The 22,311-nt window shown below is 41.0% G+C and carries 23 protein-coding genes and 1 pseudogene; 4 read left to right on the top strand and 20 right to left on the bottom strand.

Features of this window, described 5'->3' with window-relative positions; genetic code table 11:
- Positions 1 to 23: 23 nt before the first annotated feature.
- Both NWP17_RS02725 and NWP17_RS02720 read right to left on the bottom strand, forming a co-directional pair.
- Positions 24 to 749: a hypothetical protein gene (locus NWP17_RS02725; RefSeq protein WP_280653378.1), complete on the bottom strand. Its 726-nt coding sequence runs from the start codon at positions 747 to 749 to the stop codon at positions 24 to 26.
- A 254-nt stretch (positions 750 to 1,003) separates the two neighbouring features.
- The gene (locus tag NWP17_RS02720) at positions 1,004 to 1,783 is read right to left on the bottom strand and encodes an MlaE family ABC transporter permease (RefSeq protein ID WP_280653377.1); all 780 of its coding nucleotides are present in this window, start codon (positions 1,781 to 1,783) and stop codon (positions 1,004 to 1,006) included.
- A gap of 192 nt (positions 1,784 to 1,975) precedes the next feature.
- Here NWP17_RS02720 and NWP17_RS02715 point away from each other — a divergent pair, with 192 nt between their 5' ends.
- Positions 1,976 to 3,622: a fasciclin domain-containing protein gene (locus NWP17_RS02715; protein ID WP_280653376.1), complete on the top strand. Its 1,647-nt coding sequence runs from the start codon at positions 1,976 to 1,978 to the stop codon at positions 3,620 to 3,622.
- A gap of 30 nt (positions 3,623 to 3,652) precedes the next feature.
- Here the strand turns inward: NWP17_RS02715 and NWP17_RS02710 are convergent, their stop codons facing one another.
- The 7 genes and pseudogenes from NWP17_RS02710 to NWP17_RS02680 form a co-directional block, all read right to left on the bottom strand.
- The gene (locus NWP17_RS02710; protein ID WP_280653375.1) at positions 3,653 to 3,868 is read right to left on the bottom strand and encodes a hypothetical protein; all 216 of its coding nucleotides are present in this window, start codon (positions 3,866 to 3,868) and stop codon (positions 3,653 to 3,655) included.
- A gap of 127 nt (positions 3,869 to 3,995) precedes the next feature.
- Positions 3,996 to 4,850, bottom strand: coding sequence for a formyltetrahydrofolate deformylase (purU, locus tag NWP17_RS02705; protein ID WP_280653374.1), 855 nt, complete (start codon positions 4,848 to 4,850; stop codon positions 3,996 to 3,998).
- A gap of 15 nt (positions 4,851 to 4,865) precedes the next feature.
- A complete protein-coding gene (locus NWP17_RS02700) occupies positions 4,866 to 5,465 on the bottom strand; it encodes a DUF4340 domain-containing protein (protein WP_280653373.1) in 600 nt (199 codons plus the stop codon).
- A gap of 6 nt (positions 5,466 to 5,471) precedes the next feature.
- A complete protein-coding gene (locus NWP17_RS02695; RefSeq protein WP_280653372.1) occupies positions 5,472 to 7,109 on the bottom strand; it encodes a GldG family protein in 1,638 nt (545 codons plus the stop codon).
- 5 nt (positions 7,110 to 7,114) lie between these two features.
- Positions 7,115 to 7,927, bottom strand: coding sequence for an ABC transporter permease (locus tag NWP17_RS02690; protein WP_280653371.1), 813 nt, complete (start codon positions 7,925 to 7,927; stop codon positions 7,115 to 7,117).
- Positions 7,928 to 8,923 carry an ABC transporter ATP-binding protein gene (locus NWP17_RS02685; RefSeq protein WP_280653370.1) on the bottom strand — a complete coding sequence of 332 codons (996 nt, stop codon included), beginning with the start codon at positions 8,921 to 8,923 and terminating at the stop codon, positions 7,928 to 7,930.
- A 108-nt stretch (positions 8,924 to 9,031) separates the two neighbouring features.
- A pseudogene (locus NWP17_RS02680) lies at positions 9,032 to 9,145 on the bottom strand (iron-siderophore ABC transporter substrate-binding protein); the annotation flags it as partial.
- 159 nt (positions 9,146 to 9,304) lie between these two features.
- On the opposite strand from NWP17_RS02680, the gene rnhA reads away from it, so the two are divergent.
- Positions 9,305 to 10,216 carry a ribonuclease HI gene (gene rnhA, locus NWP17_RS02675; protein WP_280653369.1) on the top strand — a complete coding sequence of 304 codons (912 nt, stop codon included), beginning with the start codon at positions 9,305 to 9,307 and terminating at the stop codon, positions 10,214 to 10,216.
- A gap of 56 nt (positions 10,217 to 10,272) precedes the next feature.
- Here the strand turns inward: rnhA and cruG are convergent, their stop codons facing one another.
- Positions 10,273 to 11,439 carry a 2'-O-glycosyltransferase CruG gene (cruG, locus tag NWP17_RS02670; RefSeq protein WP_280653368.1) on the bottom strand — a complete coding sequence of 389 codons (1,167 nt, stop codon included), beginning with the start codon at positions 11,437 to 11,439 and terminating at the stop codon, positions 10,273 to 10,275.
- Between the two features lie 113 nt (positions 11,440 to 11,552).
- A complete protein-coding gene (gene cruF / locus NWP17_RS02665; protein ID WP_280653367.1) occupies positions 11,553 to 12,446 on the bottom strand; it encodes a gamma-carotene 1'-hydroxylase CruF in 894 nt (297 codons plus the stop codon).
- 263 nt (positions 12,447 to 12,709) lie between these two features.
- Here cruF and NWP17_RS02660 point away from each other — a divergent pair, with 263 nt between their 5' ends.
- Complete coding sequence (locus tag NWP17_RS02660; RefSeq protein ID WP_280653366.1) at positions 12,710 to 13,147, top strand: hypothetical protein; 438 nt, start codon at positions 12,710 to 12,712, stop codon at positions 13,145 to 13,147.
- 57 nt (positions 13,148 to 13,204) lie between these two features.
- Here NWP17_RS02660 and rpmA read toward each other — a convergent pair whose 3' ends face one another.
- The 4 genes from rpmA to bchI all read right to left on the bottom strand — a co-directional run bounded on the left by rpmA (position 13,205) and on the right by bchI (position 15,753).
- Positions 13,205 to 13,486: a 50S ribosomal protein L27 gene (gene rpmA, locus NWP17_RS02655; protein ID WP_280653365.1), complete on the bottom strand. Its 282-nt coding sequence runs from the start codon at positions 13,484 to 13,486 to the stop codon at positions 13,205 to 13,207.
- 36 nt (positions 13,487 to 13,522) lie between these two features.
- Positions 13,523 to 13,903 carry a 50S ribosomal protein L21 gene (rplU, locus tag NWP17_RS02650; RefSeq protein WP_280653364.1) on the bottom strand — a complete coding sequence of 127 codons (381 nt, stop codon included), beginning with the start codon at positions 13,901 to 13,903 and terminating at the stop codon, positions 13,523 to 13,525.
- Positions 13,904 to 14,256: 353 nt separating this feature from the next.
- The gene (locus tag NWP17_RS02645) at positions 14,257 to 14,553 is read right to left on the bottom strand and encodes a hypothetical protein (protein WP_280653363.1); all 297 of its coding nucleotides are present in this window, start codon (positions 14,551 to 14,553) and stop codon (positions 14,257 to 14,259) included.
- A gap of 75 nt (positions 14,554 to 14,628) precedes the next feature.
- Positions 14,629 to 15,753 carry a magnesium chelatase ATPase subunit I gene (gene bchI / locus NWP17_RS02640; protein WP_280653362.1) on the bottom strand — a complete coding sequence of 375 codons (1,125 nt, stop codon included), beginning with the start codon at positions 15,751 to 15,753 and terminating at the stop codon, positions 14,629 to 14,631.
- 395 nt (positions 15,754 to 16,148) lie between these two features.
- Here bchI and NWP17_RS02635 point away from each other — a divergent pair, with 395 nt between their 5' ends.
- Positions 16,149 to 17,345, top strand: a complete 1,197-nt coding sequence (locus NWP17_RS02635) for an AbrB family transcriptional regulator (protein WP_280653361.1) — start codon at positions 16,149 to 16,151, stop codon at positions 17,343 to 17,345.
- 15 nt (positions 17,346 to 17,360) lie between these two features.
- Here NWP17_RS02635 and NWP17_RS02630 read toward each other — a convergent pair whose 3' ends face one another.
- The 5 genes from NWP17_RS02630 to NWP17_RS02610 form a co-directional block, all read right to left on the bottom strand.
- Entirely contained in the window at positions 17,361 to 17,729 is a 369-nt protein-coding gene (locus tag NWP17_RS02630) for a pentapeptide repeat-containing protein (RefSeq protein ID WP_280653360.1), read from the bottom strand.
- Between the two features lie 69 nt (positions 17,730 to 17,798).
- Positions 17,799 to 18,329, bottom strand: coding sequence for a hypothetical protein (locus NWP17_RS02625; RefSeq protein ID WP_280653402.1), 531 nt, complete (start codon positions 18,327 to 18,329; stop codon positions 17,799 to 17,801).
- A gap of 95 nt (positions 18,330 to 18,424) precedes the next feature.
- Positions 18,425 to 20,650: a CHASE2 domain-containing protein gene (locus NWP17_RS02620; RefSeq protein ID WP_280653359.1), complete on the bottom strand. Its 2,226-nt coding sequence runs from the start codon at positions 20,648 to 20,650 to the stop codon at positions 18,425 to 18,427.
- 85 nt (positions 20,651 to 20,735) lie between these two features.
- The gene (locus tag NWP17_RS02615; protein ID WP_280653358.1) at positions 20,736 to 21,662 is read right to left on the bottom strand and encodes an Rpn family recombination-promoting nuclease/putative transposase; all 927 of its coding nucleotides are present in this window, start codon (positions 21,660 to 21,662) and stop codon (positions 20,736 to 20,738) included.
- A 227-nt stretch (positions 21,663 to 21,889) separates the two neighbouring features.
- Positions 21,890 to 22,311 (bottom strand): DUF4351 domain-containing protein (locus NWP17_RS02610; protein ID WP_280653357.1); only part of this gene is annotated, 422 nt, incomplete at its 5' end.

The raw sequence follows: 22,311 nt of genomic DNA, 5'->3' as shown, positions 1-22,311 counted from the left end.
ATTAAATGCGTAACGGCTTAATATTAAATTAACCTTTGGGTTTGGAGCCTGTTCATTTCGATTTGCACATCTAAGGCAATTTGTAATGCTTCATTGAGTAACCTGCCATGTTCTGTAGCTTCTTCTGTAACTTGCATGGCGGCTAGAGTGGCTAAGTTATCGGCAAACAACTCTGTGTTTCTGATAATAAAATTTTTATTCTCTCTTAAAATTCGTTCTGTTTGCAAAGCCCGGATTAAATCATTTCTAGTCAGGTTGAGGGCGGTAATGACTTTTTCCCTTTCTTTAATCATTACCCCAGGGTTCCCAGCAGCTTCTATTTGATCATTGATATCTATAGCTTTGATAACGGCATTATATCTATCAACATCATTTAAAAGTATTTCTAGCGCATTGGTCATATTATCATTAATTATCTTCCGTTTTCTCCACCATAATAAATATAAGCCAATCTGTGCGACACCAGCACCCCACACACATAATATTATTAACAACACCCAAGATGGAATTGTCACCCAATTAGCAAACAATTTAATAATGATATCAAAAATTAAATAACTAAAAACCAATATGGAAGAACTAATAAAAACTACCGTAGCCCCTTCAGAACCCTTGATTTTATCAATTATCCTGTTAGCAACTTTTCTTAAAGGCCTGGTGATAATAGTTAACTTAGCCTTAACAGGTAAATTAGTCAATCTTCGCAATTCTTTATCACTAATCTCTAAACCATGTAAGTCATTACGCACAATACCTACGCCCCATCCTCAAGCCTAATTAGGAACATAATACCCTCTGGGCAAATCTAGTTATTTACATCCTCTCCCCTCTCCTCAATCTTCATCAGGGTGAGGGTGATGGTTATGTACTTGATTAAATTTGCACTCTTTATTTAGTACAATATAGCAATCAGATTTATTAATGGCTCGTTCAATGGAAATTTTCATAATTTTTTAGTATATTATTATTTTATAACTGGTTTTTTGTACAGTTGGATACTTAGTTACAGTAGAGGCTGTTGAAACATCAACAACGAAAGCAAAAAATCCACCATAAAAATTAATACCCAAGTAGTCACCACTGCGGTTGTCGCCGATTCCCCCACTTCCTTTACTCCTCCTTTAGTAGTTAGTCCCCAACTACAACCATTAATAGCAACTATAGCTCCAAAAATCAGCCCTTTTACTAAAACCATAAATAAATCAGATAGTTTTAATAAACTTCTCACAGATTCTAAGAACACTTCAGGATCAATGTGGTAAAATTGTGCCGCTGCCAAAACTCCGCCAGTGATGCCTATAACTAAAGCAAAGACCATCATAAACGGCATCATGAAAACACAAGCAATTACCCTAGGCAGTACCAAGTAATCAATGGGATTTGTTTTCAGCATATAAAGTGCGTCAATTTGCTCTGTAACACGCATAGCACCTATTTCTGCTGCAAAGGCAGAACCCACTTGTCCAGCAATAATACTAGCTGTTAAAAGTGGGGCTAATTCTCGACAAAAAGCCAAAGCAAAAGCACCGCCTATAGCATCGACAGCACCAAATCTAATTAATTCTCTAGCAGTTTGAATGGTAAAAATCATACCCGCAAACCCACTAACCAGTAGAACTGGAGACACTGAAGCGGGTCCTGCTGTCACCATATGTTGCAAAATTTTCCGGTAGTAAGTTTTGCCTTGGATTAAATGCAGCAAAACTTGACCAAAAAGTAATAGTGCCGCGAAACAGCGTATAACCCAGGATTGCTCTAATTTTTTTCTAGCTGTGTAATTCATGACAAAATTAATAGAGAATAAAGTATAAAAATTCATATCTTGTATTTATATTCAACTATCTAAAGACAGAGAAAAGACGCAGAAAAAATAAACTATATATATCTAAAATTATTCACTGTATCTTTATGGAAAATATTTTTTTTTAATATTATTTAAATGCCATACTGTATAAGTTTTTTTGAGGATATTTTCATGATTAGTTTTTGGCGTTGGTCATTGGCAAGTACAACTTTACTGGCGTTGGGAGTCACAGTTGGCACTATTAATCCCATGATAGTTTCTGCTCAAACCAGGGTTTCTACTATTTCCTCCTCCACTTTAGCTGCTAACTTATCTGACATTAGCTCAGATTATTGGGCAAGTCCATTTATTCAAGCCTTAGCTGACAGAAACATCATATCTGGTTTTCCTGATGGCACATTTAGACCCAATCAACCAGTGAGTCGGGCGGAATTTGCAGCCATGATTGAAAGGGCTTTTAATCAAAATCCTGTGCGGCAGATCAGTCCGGGGGGTTTTGCGGATGTTCCTGCTGATTTCTGGGCTAGTTCTGCCATTCAGGAAGCCTACGAAACTGGGTTTATGTCGGGTTATCCGGGTAATTTATTTCTGCCAAATCAGCAAATTCGCAAAGTTGAAGCTATAGTTGCTTTAACAAATGGTTTCGGTTTACAACCAAGCAGTAATTCACTGGGCATAGTCAATACTTATTACAGAGATGCGTCAGCTATTCCAAATTATGCCCTGGATGCTGTAGCAGCAGCAACGGAAGCCAATATGGTGGTTAATTATCCCAATGTCAACCAAGTCAACCCCCTAGATCCTTTAACTCGTGCTGAAGCATCGGCTATTTTGTATCAAGCTTTGGTGCGACAAGGACAAATGCAAGCCCTGGGGGGCAATATCCCAGCAAATAACTATATAGTTGGGGCTGGGGAAAAAATCCAAACTGGTCAAGATATTGTTTCTATTGCTGCATCAAGTGAATTTTTCACTAATTTAACTTCTCTATTGCAAACCGCAGGTTTAGCAGATATTCTGCAACAACCAGGCCCCTATACTGTTTTTGCTCCGACTGATCAGGCATTTGCAGCTTTACCAGCAGGAACTCTAGAGGAATTACAGCAACCGGAAAATAGAGAATTATTGATTCAGATTTTGAGATATCATGTGGTTCCTGGGAAAGTAACCGCTAATCAACTTTCTTCAGGAAAATTGACAACTTTTCAGGATGTACCCGTAGATATTCAGGTGGACGCAGCCACTAATCAAATTGCTGTCAATGATGCCAATGTGATTCAGCCCAACATACAAGCCAGCAATGGTGTGATTCATGTGATTAACGAAGTCCTCATACCACCTAACCTGGGTTTAACTCAGCAACCCCCAGCTGCTACTACTCCTAGCATAGAAGTGGGTACTATGACTCGTGGTGGAGCTAGTTATATTGGGGTGGCTGGTAATATTGGCATAGGTGGTGATTCTGCCCTGAGTGAAAGTAACTATGCAGTGATTAGTAAAGTTGGGCTGACAAACACAATATCCCTGCGACCATCCGTGATATTTGGCGGTGATACACTGTTTTTAGTTCCTGTTAGTTTAGACTTTTCTCCGCGTTTTGCCGATGATCCTATCAGTGGAGGACAAATATCAATATCCCCTTATTTGGGGGCTGGTGTAGCTATTGAAACTGGAGGCGATGCTGATGTTGGTTTGTTGTTAACTGGTGGTGTGGATGTGCCTGTAAGCGATCGCCTGACCGCTACTGGTAGTATTAATGCTGCATTTTTGGATAGTACTGATTTTGGTCTGTTATTGGGTATTGGCTATAGGTTTTAATCATAGCCTTTGTTTGATAAGTAATTTTAATTACCTATTAACCAGGATAAATAAGGAATAGCCACATACAGCAAATACAAAGGCGATGGCCACAGAAAAAATAACAACATCCCGCACAATAAATAATATCCAATCTTTTCTCAGTTCTTGTCTAAATTTCAGTTCCCGTAGCTTGTGTTCTAGTTCCTCATCTGCTTGTGACAGCAAGTTGATTGGTGATATTATTGGTCTTTTATCTACTTCCATATTTTGCACCTTATTACACTATACTCTATCTCAATGGTAGGTCACTGGCAATGTTGATTAACTTTGGAGAATTGCCAGATGGCTGGGTTCTAAGCAGTCTAGGTGATTTATATATTCAATTTAAACATCACTCAAATACTACTGTACGATTAGCATACACTAGCACCCGATTTTGTAAATGTAACCTCACTGCCCTGGCTAATACAACTCTTTCTAAATCTTTACCTTTTCTGATTAAATCTTCGACTTCATCTCGGTGACTGACGCGCACTACATCTTGTTCAATAATTGGACCAGCATCTAAATCAGCGGTGGCATAATGGGCTGTAGCCCCAATAATTTTAACACCACGTTCAAAGGCTCTGTGATAGGGATTAGCACCTACAAAAGCTGGTAAAAATGAATGATGAATATTGATTATTTTGGGAAACTGATTAATAAAGTCTGCACTGACAATTTGCATATATTTGGCTAAAACTACTAAGTCAATTTGATATTTTTGCAGTAGTTCTAGTTGTTGTGCTTCCTGTTCGGCTTTGTTTTCTTTGGTGATGGGGATGTGGTGAAAATCAATGCCAAATTGCTCGGCTATTATTTTAAAATGAGGATGGTTGCTAATAATTAGGGGAATTTCTGCCACAAATTCTTTAGCACGTTGTCGCCAAATTAAGTCAAATAAACAATGGTCTTGCCGACTCACCCAAATGGCAATACGTGGTATAGTGTCAGAAAAGTGTAGTTGCCAAGTGGCATCTAAAGGTTGAGCGATCGCATTAAATGCAGGAGCAATAAATTCCCGTGGTAAGTTAAAACCCTCTAACTGCCATTCAATACGGGTGAGAAATAACCCAGCTGCAAAGTCTGTATGCTGGTCTGCATGAATAATATTACCCCCGTTAGCATAGATAAAATTGGCAAATTTAGCCACTAGTCCCCGTTGGTCGGTACAGGAAATGAGTAAAGTGGCGGTAGGATTGGTCATGTGATGTCTTAATTTTTAATTAGGGCTGGCTTCTGGTTTAGCGTCGCCTGTATCTGGCGATTGTTTCCATTCTGAAAGCTCGCGATTAACGGCATTTTCAAAATTGGTCGATACCAGTATGATATTGATATTACCATTTTCTTGGGTTTGCAAATCAGTTTGGGCATACAAAAAACCACGGTTAAAATCAGGTTTACCCAAAATTAACTGATGAGTCTTTTTATTTTTAAGGTTAATATTAATAGTGGCTAGTGGTGGCACTAAACCAAATTCTTCTCGTTGGCTGGATGGAACTGATAAAGTGCGATCGCTTTCACTTTGGACTAACAAATCTGTTAAATAAGTCACAATAGCATCATTTGCTGGTTCTGTGGTCGGGGATACGAGCAACCATTGGGGCTTTTCTGTTGCCTGGTTACGTTTTAAACTCAGGGTGGTATCTTTAATTTTAATGGTGAGAGATTCTATATCATCTTCTTGAAAAGAGAAAATTTGCTGCTGTTGCTTCTTCACTTCTTGGCGCTGGGTTTGACCGCGAATTTCATAGAAATAAACAAAACCACCCAAACCCAGAGCTAAGAATATTAAAACTAAAGTCGTGCGTGATAACTTCATGATTAATTATCTCCGTTTCCACCAGATAATGACCCCAGTCATCAACCCCATGAGAGGTAATACCAACAAAGACGACCATGTTAAAAAATTACCTTGGGCTACACTTAAATTAATACGGCGATTTTTTGCTTCTTTGGGGCGAATGGAAAGGGGCTGCTGGTCTTGTTGACTCAACCAAGTCACCGAGTTAAGAAACACGTCGCCATTGAGTTGCTGTTCAAATAACTCATCAGTAGCAAAGTCGGAGTCTCCTATCACTACTAATCGTGATTCAATTTTAGTTTGTTCTTGAGGTTGTTCTGACTTTTCTGGTGTAGGGGGGTTAGTTTCATTCTCAATAGTAGGTGATGGTGTGGGCGATACTGGAGGACTTGGTTTAGTTTCACCTGGTATTGTTTTGCTCAAAGCCACAGCCAAAGTGAGGGGACCCGGGGTATCTGTTTGAGAGTCAAACTCTAATTTTTCGCTGTTTAGGTCACTTTCTGCCCAACTGTCAGGATAAGCCTTGGTTGAGAATAAATTAGTGGACTCAATACCAGCCACAGAAGTAATTTCTAAGGGTCTAGCTAACCGATAAAAAGAAATGCCGTTACCAAACTCTTTTGTAATGGGATGTTGCCCATATTCTGTGATGATGGGAACAGCGGGACCAAGTCCCACACCCCTCCCAGACACATCCACTACTAAACGATTATCTAACTTAATACCCCACTCCTGTAGTAAGCTATTGAGATTATTATCAGTATTAGGGTCAATCATGAACAGTACATTACCACCATTATTGAGGTAATTTTGTAAAGCTTTGACTTCTTTATCAAATAATTCTTGTTTTGGTCCGGCTACAATCACAACACCTGCATCTTCTGGAACTTGGGATTTTTCTACTAAATTCAGTGGTGATGCAGTGTAGTTTCTCTCAGCTAACTTTTGAATAGCTTGTGAAATTCCCCCTTGACTGGGTGTAATTGCTGCTTCCCCATGACCTTGAAGAAAGTAAACTGGCGTAGTAGTGCTACTGGTGATTTGTTGCAAACGGTTAGTTAACCTCACTTCCGAAAGCCGTTCATTAACATTTAAAGTTTGCACTAATTGGCGATTATCTCCAAATTCTAGGTACACTTCGCCATAATCTTGAACACCAAACTTATTGGCTAATCCCGGTCTACTTTGGGGATCAACATACTCAAACTGAAAATTACTATTTTCTCGGCGATAGTTTTCTAATAATTCCCTGTCTTGGGCATTGGTGCTAAGATCAAATATCCACACCTTGACAGACTGGGGTAAGCCACGCACTAATTCTTGAGTTTGGGGGGCTAGGGTAAATAACTGGGCTTCGGTTAAATCTTTCCGCAGGTTGTAGCGAGTAGCCAAAAAGTTAACTAACCCTAAAATTACCAATACAGCTACAATGCTAACTAGGGCATTAGTACCAACTTGAGTAGAACGACGATTCCACCATTTAGTTTGTCTTCCTTGCCATACTACCCACAAACCACTAATTATAGTTCCGGTAATTATAAACAGTAAACCCACAATTCCCCATTGGCCGGAAACTAAGCCAGTAGTTAAGCCCACAGTCACTAAAAACGGGCCTAGCCAAAATAGATATTTTCCTAGTTGGTTTTGTTTGATAATTTTCATGTTATCTATTGACGTTGAAAGCGCAACGCATCAATTGATTGGGCGGTGAGAAAAATCCCTAAAAAAATGTAACTGCTAAACAAAATTAAAGCGCTGGTATCAAAAATACCCTGAATCAAGGTGCTGTAATGTTTTAACAATGAGAAGTGACCCAAAATTTCTCCCACTGACCCACCAATACTTTTAGCAATTACATCAACAAACAATAATAATAAAACCACGGCAAAGGTAAGGACAGCAGATAAAATTGTACTGTCAGTCAGGGAGGAAATAAACATTCCCAAAGATAAAATGGCAGCTGCCAGCAAGACTAAGCCAAAATGCCCCAACAAAGGTATAATAGGGGGTATGGGAGGATTGGAAGCACTAAGGGCGATCGCTTCAAATACAAACAGCGGTACAATCAAAGTAGTAAAAAATGTCAGTACCCCTAACAATTTACCGACAGCCACAGCCCAGTTAGTTACAGGTGATGTGGCTAAAAGTTCCAAAGTGCCGCGCTTGCGTTCTTCGGCATACAGTCCCATAGAAAGAATAGGCAGAATAAATAACAATAGCCAGCCCATACGGTCTAAAAATGCCCGGACAAATTCATAAGGCACATCTATGGGTGGTATTGGTACACCTAGTTGTTGTCCTTGTAAATCTAATTGTGCCACTGCTGGCAAAATCCCATCAGGTCCCAGCAAAATAGTCACAAAGAATAACCCAGCTATAAACCAAAATACACCCGCAATGGCATAAGCCAGGGGAGAGACAAAATAACTTTGTAACTCCCGGCGATAAATGGCAATAATATTACTGAGGACTATACCCATTTATGCTGCTTCTCCTGCGGTAGTTTGGGAATCTGCCAAAGAATCTAAATTCTTTTCGGCTGTGGTCAATTGTAAAAATACATCTTCTAGGGTAGCGCTAACACGGCGCATTTCATGTAATCCAAAACCTGCATTAACTAAAGTTGTGGCAATATCCTTTCCCGGTTCAATTTCTGGTTGTGATATTACCCGGATGTGGGCGCGGTTGTGGACCCATGGCTGATGACTAGAAACAGATTCTACCAAACTAACACCAGGCACATTTTGCAAAATTTGTTTTGCTAAGTTAGCATCTCCCTCAATTTCTAATTCATATCCCGACCCACTTGCCAACTGAGTCATTAAGTTTTCTGGTGTATTAGTTGCTACAATTTTTCCGCGATTGATAATAGCCACCCGGCTACAAGTCATACTCACCTCCGGTAAAATGTGGGTAGAAAGAATAATTGTATGAGTACCAGCGAGGCTTTTAATTAAATTGCGTACCTCAATAATTTGCCGGGGGTCAAGTCCTACGGTGGGTTCATCTAAAATAATTGCTGGGGGATCATGTACAATTGCTTGAGCAATGCCCACTCTTTGGCGATATCCTTTAGACAGTTTGCGGATAATTACTTTACGTTTATCTTCTAAGTTACAGCGTTTAATGGCTGCTGTCACCTGATCAGCGCGATCGCCAGGGGGTATGCCTTTAATTCTGGTGACAAAATGCAAAAACCCCTCTACGGTCATTTCTGGATACAACGGAGGAGTTTCCGGTAAATAGCCAATGCGTTGACGCACTGCCAAAGAATTTTCCTGAACATCAAACCCCGCAATTTTAGCCTTACCATCAGTGGCGGGTAAATAACCCGCTAAAATTCGCATAGTTGTGGTTTTACCAGCACCATTAGGCCCCAAAAAGCCCAAAATTTCCCCAGGCTCAACTCTAAAGCTAACATCATGAATAGCAGGGGTGGAACCGTAGGTTTTACTCAAATGTTCTACTTCAATCATCAGTCTAGGGGCAGTTAAATACAGAATACTAAACAATATTAGATCAAAGAGAACAGGGAATAGTCATTAGTCATGAGATGCTGAGTATTACCATGTAGCAATTGAATATCAATATTTAAATAAATCCTCAAGTATTGCATTAGCTGATAAAACGCTGCTAAAAATCCAGTAACTAGAGTTAACACTATAAACACGCTGATTCTGAACTACCTTGAGACTTTCAATATTATAGAGATATTTTCTCAAATAGCTATGGACATAGATGTATCAAAATATGACAATTATGTCTAGAGTTACCAGTGGTAAAATTGAGTGAATTTGGCTGTGGGAATTGATTTCTATGCTGTTAACCTATATATTGCTTCCCATCTTTCGTTCACTATGTCCAACCAACGTAAAATTGAAAGTATATACACTGACGGTGCTTGTACTGGTAATCCTGGCCCTGGGGGTTGGGGTGTTGTAGCTTATTTCAGTGATGGCCAAGTCCATGAAATGGGGGCTGCTGCCAGCTATACCACTAATAATAAAATGGAAATGCAAGGGGCGATCGCTGCTTTAAAATTTCTCCATGCCTCTGGACAAACTGAACCCATTACCCTCTATACCGATAGCGAATATCTGATTAACTGCGTTACCAAGTGGTTACCAGGATGGAAAAAAAGAGGTTGGAAAAAAGCAGATGGTAAACCTGTCCAGAACCAAGACCTTTTAGAATTGCTCGATCAACTCAATACTGCACAAATAAATTGGCAGCACGTTAAGGGACATTCTGGTAACATAGGTAACGAGCGCTGTGATGTGATTGCTCGCTCTTTTGCTGGCGGTCAAATCCCATCTCTACAAGAATTATCTTTGAGTGAATCTGACAAATCTTTACATTCTCTAGGTGTAGCAAATGTAGAAAAAATGGCGGATTATGAATTTCACTCTACAATACTTCACAAAAGTACACAAGATAACAGTACTTTGATATCAGATATAAACGTTATGGAACCATCCACCGCACCACATGCGGCCACAAATGAAGAAACACCCTCTACCACAAGAGTCAAACAACTCAGCAACTTGCTGGGAACTCTGCGTATAGCTGACGAAATTGCCGAAAAAGGCTACTTAATCACCAGTTCGGAATTAGCAGACCTGATGGATGTCCACGCCAGTGCTGTTACCAGTCGGGGAGACGAGTGGCGCTGGCGTAACTGGATTGTCTCACGGGTAAGACGGGAAGGAAATCAAATTCTCTGGGAATTGGAACGAGGCGATCGCTTAGAAACTGAAGAGGAGTCTTGATCCTAGCGGGCTACTTGCCCGAACTAGCAAATTTTCATCAGTTCAAAGCTTAACACTCAGTTATATTTCCTGCCTCGCCACTCCCGTGGTGTGTGAAGTGCTGATAAAAAGATTCGCAGTACAGCTATGGGATCAGCCACAGGAGAAAGCCAAAATAACCAGCCACCTTGAGCATTGTGGCGATCATAAGCAGGTGCGATCGCTAGTAGCATAGCAAACCGAACTACCAGCAAAAACACATTAAGCCACAATAAAGGGGAAAAGGAAGACAATAACCAGCAAGTGGGGACTACCAAAACCGGTAAACCTTGAACTGCTGAAAGTAGCCATAAATCCCCCCACACTTGGGCAGATGATGAAGCATCTTTCAAGTCAAGACTGCGCCCCCACTCCTTCCAAGTTTCCCTTGCTCCCTCATACATCCGCACCTTCAGAACCTTTGCGCCATCCAAAAAGCCGACCTTGAAGCCTTGAGCCGCAATATATCGAGCTAATGTGACATCATCGCAAAAGGAACTACTAGCACTGGTATAACCGCCCACAGAGGCTAAAACAGAACGGCGACACAAAAAACATTGCCCATTGGCCATAACCCTTTCTGGCTGTTCGGTTGTGATTCCTGCCGGATCGAACCGATAAAGCAGAGTCATTAATAGTGCTGGTTGCAGCCAGCATTCACCGGGATACTTGAGAATGAACTGAGGTGAAAGAGAAACCAAATCATATTCTTTTGCTTCTGCGGTTTTCACCAAACTAGCAACTAAACCTGGATCTGGTTGGGTATCAGCATCCATACCCAGAAACCACGTACTGGCTTGAGAACTATGCAAAAAGCCGTTGTGCAAAGCCCAGGGACGACCTACCCAATGTTCTGGTAAAGGGTCATCTGTGATTAAACGAAACCGGGGGTCTTGTTGCTGTGCAGTTTTTACTAAGTCTGGAGTACCATCTTGGGAATTACTGTCTACTACAATAATTTCCCGTACTTCGTAACTTTGGCGACTCAAGCCAGATAACAAGGGACTAATGCGACTTGCTTCGTTCAATGTAGGAACAACAACGCTGACAGTACCCAAAAGCTCTGGTGTTGGCTGTTGGGGTTGAATGGGGGGATATCTTCTTGGCCCCTTGAGCAATCGCGAAAGGAGAATCGCGGTTGCTGGTGCTTGGATAAGTAGCAATAGAAAAGTTATCACGCTTTCTACTGTTAAAGCGTTTTCCACAGTCAAAATGTTTGTCAATGAGAATGGTGATTACATTAAGAATTGGGCAGGGGACACGGGGAGTTATTTATTTTCCTGGTCTTCCTGTCCCCTAATGTTGTTTCAAGGCTACTTTAGATATTAGCTACTGAAACATCTTTACTGCTTGATTCTGTCTCAACTTGAGCAGATACGGCTGAGGCTTTTAACCACAGTGCTAGAGAGGGAGCTACACCCCAAATAAATCCTAATACTACCGGAATGGAGAATCCCGCAGCGAGACTCATGACTGTAGCAAAGCCAAAGTTGGCCAAATACACTACTAAGGGTACATTGAGTTGCGATCGCTCAAATTTGATTGGGTTATTTTTCCATAGCAACGCGGCCACAGTCATAAACACTGCACCAGTACCGAACCAGCCCGCAAAGTTTTGATAAGGCATTCCAAAGAAAGGCCCTGGTTGTTGCCAATACCAGAAGGGTAGGGAAGTTTGACTCATGGCCGGGTCTAGGACAAAATCCCAAGAAGTCAACAGCAAAGAACCCAAAGCGATAGCACAGAGATGTCGCCACCAGCTAGGTTTTGTATCCACCTGTAAACCAGCACGGCCTAGCAGGTAAGAACTACATCCCACATAAAACCATGACAGAGGAATTGTGAACGGCACTAAACCAGCAATTTTATACCCCAACCCACTTAGATAACTATAGTGACCAAAGGGAAACCCTGTACTAGTTCCTAATAATTCACTGGTTAAGGAAATCAATATCGCCGGTAGCATAAATGCCAAAATTCTCCCCAAACCCAAAGTCCGCAAACCATATAAAAAGACAGATGCAGTTCCCAAGATCATATAAACTACACCACCACCTGACATACTCCATTGCATGGCAGTTTGTCCAAATTCCGATAAATGGAAAATCACCTCGGCATTAGGTACAACTATTAGTATCCCTACTAATCCAAACAGCATTGACACGATATGACCAATTAGGCATATGCGCTCGGCGATTACAAGTTGTTTCATAATAAGTCCTTAACAAGATGTGATGTGTGGCTACTCGGCTGTTAATAGTTTACAAATGTTTACGCAAATATTTAACTAGTTTATGCCATTATTTTGGTGCAAGTGGTTCGATTCCCTGGGATAGAGAATTCATCTTAAAAAAATAGCATGATAGACCTATAGTTTAAGCCATGACCGCCAAAATTTATCAATAATCGAAAGATAGGAATTAAAGTCAAACTAGGGTTGTGGTTACATATAATACCTTTTTAATACAGCGACTCATGTTAATTGTCAAAAGACTTCCTTGGACTTCCCTAGTGCTGGTATTGTTCAGCTACAGTACATTGGGTTGGGCATTATCCGAGACACAAGCCCCTTGGTATGTGTGGTTAACTTGTATAGTTGCTGTATTATTGTTGGTGGGTAGCTTGACTGTTCCTTGGTCGGCAATCTCAAAATATTCTAGTTTACTAGTACAGTCCAATTTACGCAGTTTTGCGGTCACCACTTTGGCGGCATTCTTATTTTTTTTAATGCTGGCTTGGTTCCGAATATTTCTTGATACTTTGCTGATTATTTCTGCTGGGATATTAGCCAGAATTGACTTTCAAACGGCTGGGTTTAAACAAGTACAAGTTTTTTTAATTACTTCTATATCTTGTTTAGCGGGTTTAGGTTTAGGGAAAGCTCTGCACATGGGGTTGTCTTACCGATTTTGAGTTTTGCCATGGCGTGGCCGGGTGGGCAGTACCCACCCAACTAACAGGAGGCTAGATTTAAACAGGTGCGGATTCAGTTGTTACAGCCACTGGATAAACACTAACTTTTTTGCGATTTTTGCCTTTTCTCTCAAAGGTGACTAAGCCGTCAATTAAGGCAAATAAAGTGTCATCACGACCAATACCGACATTGTTACCGGGATGAAACTTAGTACCACGCTGACGCACGAGAATGTTACCCGCTATTACAGCTTGACCACCATAGCGCTTTACACCCAGGCGTTGAGCATTAGAGTCGCGACCGTTACGAGTACTACCTGTTCCTTTCTTATGAGCCATAATTACCTCTGGTGTTTTTTGTGTTTTTTGTATTTATTACTCAGTAGCAGCTTCTGCGGGTGAATTATCAATCACAGCGGGTTCGGCAGTAAACACCGTACCATTTAGGGTGATGGAATCAATCATCAGTCTAGTGATTTCCTGGCGATGCCCCCGTTTTTTACGGGTTTTCTTTTTCGGCTTCATTTTATATACCAGGACTTTGCGACCTCGGAGATTTCTTACCACTGTACCTTCTACAGTCGCACCGGCTACTAACGGCTGTCCAATGGTGACTTCGCCGTTGTGCTGCACTAGTAATACTGAATCTATTGTAACTTTTTCTTCGGCTTCGATATGGAGTAGTTCAATATCGTAAAAGCGACCTGGCTCAACTTTAAGTTGCTTACCGCCAGTTTCAATAATTGCGTAGGTCATGGAATTGTCCTTGAGGTTGCCGTACAGGTAGCTGGCTGAAAGGCGATTTATCTGGTTTGTATTAATCGCTGTTGCTAGCTTTTGTGATATGTCTACCTGATCCGAGCGGGAATTAGACAGACAATCTAAAATTTTATTTCATGCACTGGGTTTAAGTCAACCCCAAAATTATACAAAATTTTAGTTGAAATTATTTTTTCAGATTTAGCGGAATCCTGATCAATGGCGATGTAGTTACTGGATACACAGATAAACAGACACAAATAACAGCACGAATAAATCTGAGTAGCGTATATCGTTGCTCAGATTTTTTTTTGATAGGGCGAGAATGTTAATTAACACCTGATCATACATCAAATAACTAACAGCAGATCAATAAAACCGTAAATAGTAATTAAAAGCAATAATAATGCTGTAAACTGGGTAATTCGTCTTTGGGGCGAAGGCGCGATCGCTTCCCGCACTAATATAGAAATTGAAGCTCCTAATACCAAACTCAAACCCAATACTAAATAAGGTTTATCTGGTAAAACAGTAGCTATTACTAACATTGCCACCGCCAAGGTAAGCATTAATAGCTCTACAAATCTGGGTGGGTTGTATTGGCTTGCTAAAATAAAGCTGTTTAACCAAAAATTCCATAATCTCATATTTAGTCCTGACTGCCGTCTTCATGTAAATTAAGTGTTGAGTCATGAATTGGTCACAACTCAACACCAAAGGGTTTAATTTCTCGCTGCTAACTTTTGACCTAGTCCATTTTTTTGTGCCGCTATATCTTCCGGTGGTTCCATACCAAAAACCCGTGCAAAAGCTTTTTCCACTTTGTAGCCAGAATCAATGGATTCTAGGGGATCTTTCCGCAGTCTGTGACGTAGACATAGAGTGATCACGCGTTTGATATCATCCACCGTAACTTCGGTACGACCTTCAAATGCAGTTAATGCTTTGGCGGCACGGTTAATTACAATATCACCACGCAAACCATCTACATCTAATTCTGAACAAATTTCGGAAATTTTTACCCGGTTTTCGTAGTCTATTGTCAATTGTGGCAACAAGTTTTGAGCGTTAACAATTTTTTGTTGCAGTCCTTGTTGTTCAGCTTGATATTTTTCCAGAAAGGCCGCTGGATTTTTGTCAAATTCCCCCCTTTGTTCCACAATTTGCACACGCAAAGCTGGTTCCTTGACAGTGTGGATTTCTGCGTGCATTCCAAAGCGGTCTAATAATTGGGGACGCAGTTCCCCCTCTTCTGGGTTACCAGAACCCACCAGTACAAAACGGGCTGGGTGACGAATAGAAATACCTTCCCGTTCTACAGTGTTCCACCCACTGGCTGCGGAGTCCAGCAGCACGTCTACTAGGTGGTCATCTAACAAATTAACCTCATCTACATAGAGAATGCCTCGGTTAGCCTTAGCCAACAGTCCCGGTTCAAAGGCTTTAACACCCTCAGATAAGGCTTTTTCAATGTCGATAGTACCGCAGACCCGGTCTTCTGTAGCACCTAATGGCAGGTCTACCATTTGCACTTTTTTGTGATCTACGGGAATTTCCGCCCCCTGTTCTAGCATTTGGCGGACTTCATCGCTCATCACATCGGGGTCGTTGGGATCACTGTTGAAGGGGTCATTGGCAACTACAGGGATTTCTGGCAGTAAATCGGCCAAAGCCCGGATGGTGGTGGACTTGCCGGTGCCGCGATCGCCCATAATCATCACACCACCGATTTTGGGATCAATGACGTTCAACAGCAGCGCCAGTTTCATTTCTTCCTGTCCGACAATGGCTGTAAATGGAAACACCGCGCGTCGCGCACTTGCCGTGGATTGAGCAGTTGGAGTCACTAAATTACCTTAACTATATTTTTCTGATTACGACTTTTTATTGTGCCACAGTTAGAGGAGGGGGGAACCATGATTCAGATGACTGGGAATTGGGTTTTGAGGATTTCTCCAGTCTTATTCCTTGCACCTTTTTAACTTTAATGGTACTTTAATCCTTGATATATCAAGGTGAAACATTGATTACACCAGCCCTACATAACTGATCCCCAAAAAACTTTTCAACTTTTTTGGTTGTGTTTGTGATTCATTTTTTTATTCTCCTGGATCAGCCACAATACACTATGTAAATTAAACTTACACATTGGAGACCCTACCCATTTAGGCTGGCTCAGTGGACTTACCATGTTTCTCTCACCTGCTGTGCTGATCTCGGGGTATTTGCCAAGCAAAAAAATATGAAACAAAATCTTAGTACTACTTCCATCCCACAACCAACTACCGATGAAAAAGCAAACGACACTAAAAAAATTTTATCTATCAAGCAAGTTATCATCCTCTGCCTAGAAATGCTGCTGGCAATACCTTTGGGTTTTGCCCTGGTTAAGCTACACCTGGGCGGAATTGCTTGGATATTTGGGGGGGTTGCTTCTGGTGCCATAGTTTTACAAGGATGTCGGATTTTATATCAGTATTGCCCAAAACCGAACCGAAAAGCGAGAAAAGTGGGCATGGCACTGGTGGGCTTGACTGTGGGTGCATCGAGTAGCAGCGCCAATTTAACCGGTCTAGCTTCTGGAATTCCCATATTTATTTTTCTAACTTTATTTTTGCTGTTGTGTGGTAGCTGCATCGGCTATATTTACTCACGCTTGAGTAAAACTAATTTATTAACTTCCATGCTGGCAACAGTTCCCGGCGGTGTGGGGGTGATGTCATCTATTGCAGCAGATTATGATAGAAATGTCACCCTTGTTGCTTTAGTTCAGTCACTTCGCGTTACTTCTGTAGTATTGCTGATTCCCTTAATTGCTCGGACATCCAGTGATTATGTTGGTGATTTTATCAATGTGCAAACATTATCTGTCACAGATCAATTATGGAGTTTTGATTTATCTCAGCTATGGTTATTGTTATTGGCACTGGTAATTACCAGCTTAGTAGTTTATCTGGCTGGATTATTTAAACTGCCAGCTGCGGAGTTTTTTGGTGCTTTATTAGTTGGTCTTGCTTTTAATTCTTTGCTGCAGTGGCTACCTGTTTTAGGTGATGTCAATTTTAGTCCGCCAGTGTTCATTAAGTTATTAGGTCAAATGCTGCTAGGGATTACCATTGGTGAGTATTGGGGAGATAAACCCAATATTGGCAAAAAAGCTGTGGGTTATGGGTTTGTGTCTGTAGCCATGACCATCGTTACCGGGGCGATCGCTGCTATGCTGGCTATGCAATTAACTTCTTGGGACTGGTTAACTTGTCTGTTAGTAACAGCACCAGGAGGAGCGCCAGAAATGATCCTGGTATCCCTAGCATTAAATCATGATGTAGAAATTGTCACTACTGGTCATTTAGTCAGACTAATTGCCATTAATAGTTCCCTACCACTGTGGATATTTTTATTTCGTCGTCTTGATGCCAAGTTGTCTGAACCTGTTTAGTAATTAACAATGCAGTTAAAATTTCTGCATATTTTGACTCTGGGGGTCAAAACCTCTGGAAAATCTGGTACTTTCATCATAGTAAGCTCTACTCAAGTCAGCTCCATACAACTTGGCTAAATTAAGTTTTGCTCCCCGGAGATTTGCTTCGGTGAGTTTAACCCCAGATAAGTTAGCTCTGGTCAAGTTCGCTTTGGCGAGGTTGGCTCGACTTAAGTCCGCTCCCCACAGTTTAGCTTTGGCGAGGTTAGCTCGACTTAAGTCCGCTCCCCATAAGTTGATTCCAGGTAGGTAAGCTGCAATTAGCTTAACACCACTTAAGTTAATGGCGGGAAAATACCTCTGCCCTGCGTTATAACGTCGAATTAATTCCTGAGCATCCATGAGTTTGTTGCGGAAATCTCTACTTCTAAAATACTCCGCCCTGCTTTTCAACTCAAAAGAAGACAGGGGTTAATTTTTTCGCAAAGAAATAACATCGAAATCGAAAGCACCAATCAGACGGTTGTCAATGTAAACCTGTATTTGATACTTACCACCAGGATCACCAGGAACCATTGTCCAGAAATTCTCAATTACACCATCAGATGTAAATTGTGTACGAGTTGTTATGGCTTCAATGCCATCAGCGGATAAAGTCAAACTTTGACTATCATCTGTAGCCCAGGTTTCTGGAGGTTTTGGCAATCGCATAATTTCTCGCCATGTCACCTTACCTTTGTAATTCTTCAGTTTAATGCGCCACCCGTATTTACCACTTTGATACAATAACACTCTGGTAGTGGGGGTAAATTTGCTTTGACCTTGGGAATCAACTCTCAACACTCCAAACTCAGCTTGGCTGGCGGTAATTGGTTTGATCTGAGAAATTGAATGAGAAGAGGCTGCGCCATGATCTGCTAAAGAAGTCCAAGCTTCAGAAGCTATAAATCCAGATAGCAGCCAAGCAGAAGTTAGTACAATTGTCGCCGTCCAATTTCTGATTACCACAGCAATTTTAATTTTGGTTGGTTATTGGTAACTATTTCATTTATCCTACTTGCTTTCCGGGTTGAGAGATTTAACCTGCAATTTTTTTTCTAAATTGTGTCGGATATAAAATCAGTGAGTTGATTTAAATCTTGTATAACATCTGCTGCACTTTGATAGCGATCGCCAAAATGATAACAAACCATTTTATCTAAAATTGCTGCTAATTTGTCGTTAACTTCCACTGCTTTTCTCCACATAATATTACCTGTATTTGGATCTGGTTCCAGTTCCTGGGGCGGTATTCCAGTAATGGCTTGAATACCTATGATTCCCAAGGCATAAATATCACTACACAAGCGGGGATGACCTGCAAATTGCTCTGGTGGTGTATAACCCCTTGTCCCAATGGCAACAGTTGCTAATTCTGTTTCCTGACTATTTGGGGGCTGCATGAACTTGACTGCGCCAAAGTCAATTAAAACCAAACGGTTATCTTCAGCACGTCTAATAATATTAGTTGGTTTAATGTCCCGATGAATTACCCGATGCTGATGGAGAAATACCAATACTTCTAGAACACCTTTGAGTATATCAATTACAACAGCTTGATTATGGACAATTTGCATAGGTGGTAATTCTTCATCTAAAGTATGACCAGCAATGTATTCTTGCACTAAATAAAATTCTTTATTATCTTCAAAATAAGCAAAAAGTTCGGGAATTTGTTGATGTTTGCCCAACATTTGTAAAATTTCTGCTTCTGTGTGAAATAACCTTCTGGCAACTGCCAAGAACTTATGATCCTGTCTCGCGGGCATTAGTTGTTTAACTACACAACTAGGATGACCTGGTAGTTGAGTATCTTTTGCTAAATAAGTCCGACCAAATCCCCCACTACCTAACAGTTTGGATATTTGGTAACGTCCACCTAAAAGTAAATCACCGCTTCTTTTTTCTGTTATTACAGGTGTAGATATTGTGTGACTATGTACGTCTTTAATTGCTGTAGTTCTTGCATCTTGCAGGAGAATATTTAACTCTTCAATTGCTGCTTGTTGTTCTTGAATTTGTGACAGTATCAGCTGTGCTTGTTGCTGACTCTGGTAGCTGGTGTAAGTCATGGTACTGACACCACTAAGAACTAAAGCCACAGCTGGGGGAATAAGCGGTATCCAACCAGCTTGAAAAAATATTATGGTGCAGATTATCACTAAACCAGCTAAAGTTGTACCTCCCACCACTAACAACCATAAAGGATGTCCCAGTCGCCGCCCTAAAATGCTCCCAATAGTTGACCAACCATACAGCCAGACAATTTCCCACCCTCCGGACCAGTACCAAATTAGGGGTCGTCCATCCAGCACCGTACTGAGAATTTGACTGACGATATGTGCATGAATTAAAACACTATGTGTTCTAGAAGGTTGGTTAGGTGCAGCATTTAATGGCGTATTTAACCCAGGATGAACACTAGGTGCAGTTGTGCCGATAATTACTAACTTGTCTTTAACTAAATGGGGGTCAAGTTGATGATTCAGAACTTGTGTGAGAGTGACTTGTTGGGCTAGATGTTTACTATGGCGATAATTCAACAGTATTTGGTAACCGGCAGCATCTAATTTTGTATAGTTACCAGAATTACTCTTGAGGGTATAAAAGCGAGTGTTACCTATGGAGAAATTATATTGATCAAAAAAGTCAATGGCAAAACCTAGCTTTTCTAGATAGTTAACCGCCAATCGAGCCGCAAATGAGAAGGGAGTAGTACATTGATTATCTGTGGGTTGTGCAAATAATAAACTGCGCCGGATGATTTGGTCTTCTTCATAGTCGGAAATTAAATCATTAAAGCCTAAATTGTCTTCAGGAAAATTAGGTGGTGGGGCAATTTCTGACCTGTCTACACTGCTAAATAAACAAGTGCTGATAATATTTTTTTGATTCTGAACATTGTCTGCCAAGTTTTCCTGATTTGCTCGGTTAATATGAAGACCAATAATACTTGGCTGATAAGATTCTAGTTTCAGCAATAGCTGATTAACTACGCTATCGGCCAAAGGCCATTGATATTTTTCTATATCTTCTTGAGTAATTGTGACTAATAGTATGCGGGGATCTGGTGGTTCCACCGGACGCGATCGCAGCATTTGGTCATAAGCTTTTAATTCCCAAAACTGTAACCATTTCATTTCCCTAACTCCCCATACCAAAGCTGTCACTCCCAGGCTAGTCACCAAAACCACTTGTAACCACTGTTGGTGGGGAGAAGTATTGAGATAAGTTTTGCTTTTAACCAACCCGGCTCGGAGTTTTTTTAATATTCCATTAATCACGGCGCTGCGGTAGTAGCCCACTTGGGGTAGATGTACCAGAAAAAATTAGATTATTTGATCTAATTTAGCAACTCCCCGGCTCACCCTAGGTCAGATATGCTGGTTCAGAATTACCATCCAACCCTGACAACCAAGCATCTAAATCAGCTATGCTGTTAAAATCAAGCAAAGCCTCTCCCAGATTTTCTAATTGTTCCAGGGAAAGGGATTCAACTTGTTGACACACTTCCTGCGGTAATTCTCCTACACGTCGATTTAGTAAACGGAAAACGAGCGATCGCGCTTCTACCTCACGTCCTTGTTCAAGTCCCTGTTCAAGTCCCTGTTCAAGTCCTCGCTGTTCTCCTTCCTGTATTCCCTCTTCCTTTATTTCTCGGTAAACTCGCGTTTCTTGCAGTGTGATTCCCAACATTTCCTCTACCTCCCGTTGGCTCTTATCTTCAAACTTGTACACCATAATTGTTGTTATTAACTCTATTATGGCGCGATTTTCTGGTTGAGGAATTTCCTGCTGATTCCTGGTTAATAAATACCTGGCTTCTTCGGTTGCTTCTTCTTCATCAATTGTAGTTAACATCATCAAGGCAACCCATACAGGTAATTGGCGAATATCTCCCAGTTCATTCAAATATATCCTATGTACCTGTGGGCTATTCAGTTGACTTAGGTAAGGATTAATATCACTTTGTTCTAAACTGCGGTATGGGTAAATGATCACGATTTGCAAATTACTAAATCTATCCCGGTTGCGATAAAAATATAACCAAGATTCTGCAAATACTCGTTCATATAGTCTTTCATCTTTCTGAAATTGCACTTCACAAAAATAGACTACACCGGGATTTTCGTTTTCCGGCGGTATAAATACGCCGTCAATTTCAAATTTTGGTTCTTTAACAGCTACCGAATCAAATCTATATTCATCTGCATTTTCTGGTGGATTTGTCAGTAGCTCAAATAACAAACTGGGAGATTGTTGAAATAATTTATAAAAAATCGAATCTCGACGCATGGAAGATTGGCTTAAACCCTGGGAATAATTTTAGCAGCGAATAGGTGTTACTGTAGCGATTTCCGCGGGGCGCTCGCAATTCAACTTCTAACCACTGTCAACAGGTTAAGGATTGATGAGGATTGATGGGTGTTTGACTAAGGACTTTTTCCAGGGAAAGGGATTCAACGCGCGATCGCACATCTTGGGGTAATTCTCCTACCAAAACTAATAAAATAATCCCAAAGCTAGGTCAGATATGCTGGTTCAGAATTACCATCCAACCCTGACAACCAAGCATCTAAATCAGCTATGCTGCTAAAATCAAGCAAAGCCTCTCCCAGGTTTTCTAATTGTTCTAGGGAAAGGGATTCAAGTTGTTGACACACTTCCTGCGGTAATTCTCCTACACGTCGATTTAGTAAACGGAAAACGAGCGATCGCGCTTCTACCTCACGTCCCTGTTCACGTCCTTGTTCACGTCCTTGTTCAAGTCCCTGTTCAAGTCCCTGTTCGAGTCCCTGTTCAAGTCCCTGTTCGAGTCCCTGTTCACGTCCTCGCTGTTCTCCTTCCTGTATTCCCTCTTCCTTTATTTCTCGGTAAACTCGCGTTTCTTGCAGTGTGATTCCCAACATTTCCTCTACCTCCCGTTGGCTCTTATCTTCAAACT

Origin of the sequence: Chrysosporum bergii ANA360D (assembly GCF_029891735.1) — a bacterium.
In the GTDB taxonomy this organism is placed as follows: Bacteria; Cyanobacteriota; Cyanobacteriia; order Cyanobacteriales; family Nostocaceae; genus Umezakia; species Umezakia bergii.
Note: the sequence above shows the minus strand (reverse complement) of the source record. Positions and strands in the feature narration are given on the sequence as shown.

What these genes read in the sequence shown, in the direction of transcription:
- rplU (WP_280653364.1), bottom strand. Translation starts at nt 13,903, where the DNA reads ATGACCTACGCAATTATTGAAACTGGCGGTAAGCAACTTAAAGTTGAG.
- NWP17_RS02690 (WP_280653371.1), bottom strand. Translation starts at nt 7,927, where the DNA reads ATGGGTATAGTCCTCAGTAATATTATTGCCATTTATCGCCGGGAGTTA.
- NWP17_RS02715 (WP_280653376.1), top strand. Translation starts at nt 1,976, where the DNA reads ATGATTAGTTTTTGGCGTTGGTCATTGGCAAGTACAACTTTACTGGCG.
- rpmA (WP_280653365.1), bottom strand. Translation starts at nt 13,486, where the DNA reads ATGGCTCATAAGAAAGGAACAGGTAGTACTCGTAACGGTCGCGACTCT.
- NWP17_RS02710 (WP_280653375.1), bottom strand. Translation starts at nt 3,868, where the DNA reads ATGGAAGTAGATAAAAGACCAATAATATCACCAATCAACTTGCTGTCA.
- rnhA (WP_280653369.1), top strand. Translation starts at nt 9,305, where the DNA reads ATGTCCAACCAACGTAAAATTGAAAGTATATACACTGACGGTGCTTGT.
- cruF (WP_280653367.1), bottom strand. Translation starts at nt 12,446, where the DNA reads ATGAAACAACTTGTAATCGCCGAGCGCATATGCCTAATTGGTCATATC.
- NWP17_RS02720 (WP_280653377.1), bottom strand. Translation starts at nt 1,783, where the DNA reads ATGAATTACACAGCTAGAAAAAAATTAGAGCAATCCTGGGTTATACGC.
- NWP17_RS02635 (WP_280653361.1), top strand. Translation starts at nt 16,149, where the DNA reads ATGAAACAAAATCTTAGTACTACTTCCATCCCACAACCAACTACCGAT.
- purU (WP_280653374.1), bottom strand. Translation starts at nt 4,850, where the DNA reads ATGACCAATCCTACCGCCACTTTACTCATTTCCTGTACCGACCAACGG.
- NWP17_RS02615 (WP_280653358.1), bottom strand. Translation starts at nt 21,662, where the DNA reads ATGCGTCGAGATTCGATTTTTTATAAATTATTTCAACAATCTCCCAGT.
- NWP17_RS02660 (WP_280653366.1), top strand. Translation starts at nt 12,710, where the DNA reads ATGTTAATTGTCAAAAGACTTCCTTGGACTTCCCTAGTGCTGGTATTG.
- NWP17_RS02685 (WP_280653370.1), bottom strand. Translation starts at nt 8,923, where the DNA reads ATGATTGAAGTAGAACATTTGAGTAAAACCTACGGTTCCACCCCTGCT.
- NWP17_RS02630 (WP_280653360.1), bottom strand. Translation starts at nt 17,729, where the DNA reads ATGGATGCTCAGGAATTAATTCGACGTTATAACGCAGGGCAGAGGTAT.
- NWP17_RS02645 (WP_280653363.1), bottom strand. Translation starts at nt 14,553, where the DNA reads ATGAGATTATGGAATTTTTGGTTAAACAGCTTTATTTTAGCAAGCCAA.
- NWP17_RS02700 (WP_280653373.1), bottom strand. Translation starts at nt 5,465, where the DNA reads ATGAAGTTATCACGCACGACTTTAGTTTTAATATTCTTAGCTCTGGGT.
- NWP17_RS02695 (WP_280653372.1), bottom strand. Translation starts at nt 7,109, where the DNA reads ATGAAAATTATCAAACAAAACCAACTAGGAAAATATCTATTTTGGCTA.